Origin of the sequence: Stieleria sp. (assembly GCF_041595215.1) — a bacterium.
Taxonomy (GTDB): domain Bacteria; phylum Planctomycetota; class Planctomycetia; order Pirellulales; family Pirellulaceae; genus Stieleria; species Stieleria magnilauensis.
This window is the reverse complement of the sequence record NZ_JBFHKV010000510.1, coordinates 1-5,843: the sequence shown is the minus strand read 5'-3', so window position 1 is coordinate 5,843 and position 5,843 is coordinate 1. Positions and strand designations below refer to the sequence as shown.

Annotated in this window: 4 protein-coding genes; 2 read left to right on the top strand and 2 right to left on the bottom strand. The window is 58.8% G+C overall.

The annotated features are described in order from the left end of the window. The coding region (locus ABX749_RS18970) for a hypothetical protein (protein WP_372897342.1) at positions 1 to 1,367 on the bottom strand (1,367 nt) is incomplete at its 3' end. A 156-nt stretch (positions 1,368 to 1,523) separates the two neighbouring features. On the opposite strand from ABX749_RS18970, the gene ABX749_RS18965 reads away from it, so the two are divergent. Together ABX749_RS18965 and ABX749_RS18960 are read left to right on the top strand one after the other, a co-directional pair. Then, on the top strand, positions 1,524 to 2,804 hold the full coding sequence (locus tag ABX749_RS18965) for a Gfo/Idh/MocA family protein (RefSeq protein ID WP_372897341.1): 1,281 nt from the start codon (positions 1,524 to 1,526) through the stop codon (positions 2,802 to 2,804). Positions 2,805 to 3,246: 442 nt separating this feature from the next. Continuing rightward, positions 3,247 to 4,488, top strand: a complete 1,242-nt coding sequence (locus ABX749_RS18960) for a PQQ-binding-like beta-propeller repeat protein (protein ID WP_372897340.1) — start codon at positions 3,247 to 3,249, stop codon at positions 4,486 to 4,488. Positions 4,489 to 4,557: 69 nt separating this feature from the next. On the opposite strand, the gene ABX749_RS18955 is transcribed toward ABX749_RS18960, so the two are convergent. Beyond that, the gene (locus tag ABX749_RS18955; protein ID WP_372897339.1) at positions 4,558 to 5,736 is read right to left on the bottom strand and encodes a GIY-YIG nuclease family protein; all 1,179 of its coding nucleotides are present in this window, start codon (positions 5,734 to 5,736) and stop codon (positions 4,558 to 4,560) included. Positions 5,737 to 5,843 lie beyond the last annotated feature (107 nt).

The following is a 5,843-nucleotide window of genomic DNA, read 5'->3' as shown; positions in this document are numbered from 1 at the left end:
GTCCAAAAGGCCATCGAGTGCGTGATTGAATCACCGAATTGGGCAACATAGCCTGGTTGACCGTCGAAACCTGCGTGAACCTGACGCATCGCGGCCAAGACTTCAGGGCGTTGGACTCCTGGTTTAAGACGGTCCGCTGCGGCTTGTTTTCGGTTCGCTTCGATCCTTGATGGCAATTCGACTGCTTGAGTGACCTCCGACGGGGACAAGAAGCTCTGCCCCACTTCCGCTTTCATGCCGGTCAATGCGTCGGCAACGACGTTGCCACGCCGTGCAATCTGACTTTCACTGTCAATCAGCAGCGGCGCTCCGACCAGCAGATTGTTTTCGAGTCGCAAACCGTCGTTTGACTTTTGCACCCAAATCAAACGCCGCATTCGGCTGTTCGGTTCGACGACCGTGTTATTGAGAATTTGACAACGTTGCGTGTAGCAAGCCAAGATTCCGGTTTCTGGGCATTGGTAAACAAAGTTGTTCCGTGCGATACAGTCGATCGCTTGCAGTGGAGAGTACCCCAGCGAAGGATTACCAAGTGCGATGGCGATGTCGCAGTCGATGAAGCTGTTTCGCTCCACAACACATCCGCGGCCGTTCTCCGACAGGTAGATGCATCCGCGGCCCTCACGTGTGCGGCCTTGGATGCCGATGAACACGTTGTCGCTGATTGTCCAGTCGATCGTATTCTTGACATCGATCCCGCCGATGTAGTTGCCGTTGTACGAATCCGGAGTGTCGGTCTGGTCGTCTGAGAACTGCTTTGCACGATCATTGTAGAACAGGCAGAACTGAACGCGGCAATTGCGTGGTCCCTCGTCGCCTTTCTCTTCAGGCATGGCCGGCGCTTTCACACCTCGCTGCCAAACGTTGTGAAGGACGCAGTTGTAGATCGTGACGTTGTCGGCGCCTCGATCCGAATTGATCTTGATGCCGTTCCACTTGACATTCTGAACCGTCAGATCGGCGATCGTCACGCCCGTGGCTCCGGTGACGCCGATCAACTCGCCGAGTCGGCTTGCGGCGCCGTCCAAAATGACTGAATGCCGGTCTCCCGACTGGCCTCGCACTGTGACGTTGTCTGTTGTGATGGCCAACAATCGCGGGATCATGTAGTGACCATCAGCGATCAGGATCGTACCGCCCGGCTGAACGTCCTTCGCGGCTTGAAACAGTTCCTCCACGGAGGATGCCAAGAGGGTTTCTCCTGTCGGCTCTGGCAGATCAGGCGCTTCGGGGAACCAGGTTGCGTGTGGCGGTGCGGCTGGCAACGCGGTCAGTCCCGCGACGCAAAACGTCACCAAACAAATAAACGAACTCGATCGAATCGTCTTGCCGAGCATGATGGTTTCGTCGTCTTTCCAAAGCGTCATTCGGTTGTCGTATTCCCAGCCAATATAGGGTAGGTCGGCACGCGGTGCAGACCGCAAGTTCGGACGTGGCCGATGGCACCAATCCTGCCACTCCGGAGCGGCTATAATCAGTGCCCCTGCAATCTGATCCTACCTCCCACTGCGTGAGTCACTGTCATGTCCAACCGAAGAACCGTCTTGAAGGCTGCCGGCCTGGCCGCTGTTTCTCAAATCGCCTTGGGAACCGCCATGCGGCCGGCGCCGGCCAGTGCCGCTGCCAGCGAACGTATTCGTTTGGGGGTGATCGGGATCGGGCCGCGCTGCCGGTATGTGTTGGGTGGGATGCTGAAACATGCCGACGTACAGTGCGTGACGATTGCCGATGTCCAAGCCTCGCGTCGCGAGCAAGGGAAACAGTTGGTCGATCAGCAGTACGGAGACACGAACTGCGAAACGGTGATCGATTTTCGGCGTGTGCTCGATCGCAAGGACATCGATGCGGTCTTGATCGCGACCGGCGATCGTTGGCACGCCACCGCGTCGATGTTGGCCGCCGAAGCCGGCAAAGATGTTTACAGTGAAAAGCCGTGTGGGATCACGATCGATCTGTGCCGCCGACTCTCCGAAACCATTCGCCGAACCGGACGTGTCTTTCAAGCCGGGACGCAACGTCGCACGGTCGCAAACTTTGCCCAGGCCGTCGAGCTGGCTCACACGGGAAAGCTCGGCAAGCTTCAGAAACTGCATGCCACGGTTTACATTCCCGAGATCAACACGACGTGGTTGCCGGGACAACCGACGCCGGATCCCAAGGTGTGCGACTGGAACATGTGGCTCGGCCCGGCGCCGTGGCGACCCTTTCATCAAGACTACGTGAACGGTCGTTGGCGCGGTTACGTTGATTTTGATTCGGGCGCGCGGTTGCTGGACTGGGGCGCCCATACCGTGGACCTGTGTCAGTGGGCCAACCAATCCGATGACACGATTCCTGTGGAGTACTCGCCGGATGAAACTGGCATCACGGCGCGCTATGAGAACGGTGTGGAATTGAGAATCCATTTCCTGGAAACGCCGTTCGGTGAGCGTCCCGGTTGGGTGCAATCGTTGGGCACCTGTCCGGTTCGTTTCGAAGGTACCGAGGGCTCGGTCGAAGTCGGCGATAGCGGCGGCATCGTGATCAAGCCTGAATCGATCGGCAGAGGGTTGCCGCAATTGCCGAAGAAGGAATCCGGACTGGATGTGGAGGCTCATTCGAGGAATTTCTTGGACTGCATCAAGTCACGTGAGTTGCCCAACGCCAACCACATCGTCATGCGTCGATCGCACACCGCATCCCACGCCGCCGCGTTGTGCTGGCTGCTGCAGCGGAAGTTGCGGATGGATCCGTCGGCGGAGACGTTCATTGGCGATGACGAGGCAAACCGATTGCGGTTCCGCCCCGAGCGGGATTGGGCGTAAGTCCGCCTGCACTTGGGCATCGCCCAAGGTCTTCAAACGAGAACGAGAACGAGAACGAGAGGGATTGGCCAACGGCCATAAACAAATGCCTCGTCAAACGCGAAAGTTGTGCATGGCCGTTGGCCAAATTGAACCTCATTGCGATCAGGTTCCTGGGGCGGCGCAACCCTCGCAAATGCTCGGTTTGCTTGCCCCAGGCTAGGGATATGCATGCCCTTTGGGCAAAAAAGCGACTTGTGTAGATACAAATGCTGCCAGCGAGGGTGACGGCGAAAACGGAACGACCGGCGGGGGGACGGGTTCCGTATCCTGCAGACGATTGGGGAATGCTTTAAACTGCTGGGGGTACGTCCAGCGAACGCCGGGCTGACCATCTGCCCTGCCCCATCCTGCCTGCCCTGCCCCATCCTTTCGACTTACCCCGATGCTTTTCAGGTTTAAAATGCTTCGCTCTCGATCTTCGATCTGTTGTGTCGCCGTCGTCGCACTCGCGTTGAACTCTGGCGTGGTCGATGCCGACGATTGGCTCGGATTTCGCGGCGACGGTCGCTCGTTTGCGCCCGAAGCGAAAACCCCTGCTGAGTTTGATGCCGAATCCGGCAAGAACATTGCGTGGCGGGTGGCGACGACGGGGCGTGGAATTGGCGGCCCGCTGGTCATCGGAGATCAAGTGATCGTGACCGGGTGCGGGGGGGAAGACGAACGGGATCTGTATGTCGAATCTTATTCGGTCGCCGATGGAACGTTGCAGTGGTCACGCCCGATGCGTGCCACGGGCCGACCGTTCACGCACCCGACCAGCTCCAACGCGTCCCCCACGCCAGCGAGCGACGGCGAGCGGATCTTTGCATTGTTCAGCAGCTGCGATCTGGTCTGTTATGACTTGCAGGGGCATTTGGTGTGGTATCGGGCACTGGCAATCGACCGTCCCAAGACGGGCAATGACATCAGCATGAGCAGTTCACCGGTTGTCGTTGGCGGCGTGGTCGTCGTGCAGCTCGAGAACCAAGGTGACTCATTTGCGGCGGGGATTGACGCCGAGTCCGGCGAGATCTTGTGGTCCAACGCGCGAAACGCGTCGTCCAACTGGTCGTCGCCGCAGCCGGTTCAAACCGAGGACGGCATCACAGCTGTCGCGATGCACAACGGCCGGGGAGTGGAGTTGGTGGATGTCAAAACCGGAAAGGTGCTCAAACGCTTTGACGTCTCCGGCGATGGAACCGCGTCGAGCACGTTTGCCTCGCCCTACATCATCGTTCCCGGGCAATCCACGACAGCGATCCGGTTGAGCGCGGCGGAGACCGTGGGTGAAGATGCCGTGGCGACGATCCAGTGGCAGAGTAACAAGCTTCGCCCGCAACGCTGCAGCCCGGTCGCATCGAACGATCGAATCTACATGGGACGCGGGAGCACCTTGATGGCCGGTTCGATCAGCGACGGATCGATCCTCTGGCAAGCGCGGCTCGGTAAGTTGAGTAACGTGTGGGCCACGCCGGTGATGACGGCGACGGGGATTTACATCGTCGGTTCGGATGGAAAAGTGATCGTCGTGGAGGATCAGGGCGACAAGGGCGAAGTGATCGGGGAGTCGGAGTTGGGCGAGTCGGTGTTGGCCAGCCCGGCGGTCAGCGGCGACGCACTGTACTTTCGCAGCGAACGCGGGTTGATCAAAGTCGCCGGCTAAGCGGCAGAGATCCTGATCGCGATGGCGACGGAGAAGACGCGGACGATCGCAAGTTGGACGCCTGCGCCACTAGGCGGTCATCGATTTGCGATAGTACTTGCGTCCGGCTTGGTCGGGCGCGAAGGTGCGATCGAGTTCGGCGGGATTTTTTTTGAACCAGGATGCGACCGTGCCGAGCGTGTAGGGGAACGGGCCGTGGCCGCGGTCGGCGGCACTTTCCAAGGTGGCTTTCCAGCTGTTGATGATCGGCTTGATCGCTTGATAGCCGTCTCTACCGATCGGTGTGGCCGCGACGGCGCTGACTTCGCCGCAATGAATCAGGTACCAGGTGTGGCAACCGTCATAGCCGGGGACCGCATAGACAAAACTGAACTTGCGGCGCGCGTTTGCCAACATGGTCAGTTTTCGGTGCACGTAGCGAAGCGATTTGAGCGTCTGGTACGCCCTGCCGGCGAGTTCGTATTGTCGATTGGCCGAAGCGGATTCCATTTGATCCTGGAGCGCGATCAACGGTTCATCGTTGAATCCATCCAGAAAGCTTTCCGCCGCGTTGACTTGACTGGCGTATTCGCTGCGCGTGCAGGCGGCCGCACAGGGACCCAGGCAGGTGTTCAATTCCAACCGCAGGCAACCGGGGCGATGATCGATTTGGAACAGTGAAAGCTGTTCGGCAAATTCGAACGTTTGTTGTTGGCTGCAATCGCGCAATCGAAACACTTTGTTGAGTGCGTCGACGGCGTTGGCCATTCGTTTGGCACCAAAGAACGGTCCCTGCAGTGCGATGTAGTCTTTGGGGATTTTGGGCGAGAGGAAGAACTGTGGTGCCGGGGCGCGTCCCAGGCACAGGTAGACCGGCCGTTGACGTTTGGGAACGCCCTGGACGTTCCACCGCGGCGTGAATTGGCGAATCAGCTGTTGTTCCCGCAACAAGGCTGCAAACTCACTCGGTTGCGTCTCCCATTGAATCGCGCGGGTGTTTTCGATGATCCGTCCGCCCTTCTCTTCTTCATTGGCGGCACTGAAATAGCTGAGCAGTCGATTTCGCAGCGACTTGCTCTTGCCGACGTAGATCAGATCCCCGGAACGATCGAGCATTCCGTAGACACCCGGCACCCTGGGGCAGGATTGGCGGATTTGGCGGTTCAGCTTTTCTTTGGTCGTGGCCCCGACGGCTTCGACCGGGCGAGCGACGCGGGGATTGAAGGGATCGATCCCGAATCCAAATTCGTCGTGATTTGGCGATAGCACGTCCACTTGGAACCCTTCCCTGAGATTTCTTCACCCGCGATCAATCGGAGCATTATGACCGATAATGGGGTGGATTGAAAATCGCAGTTTCCGGCAGGGCGTTTGGG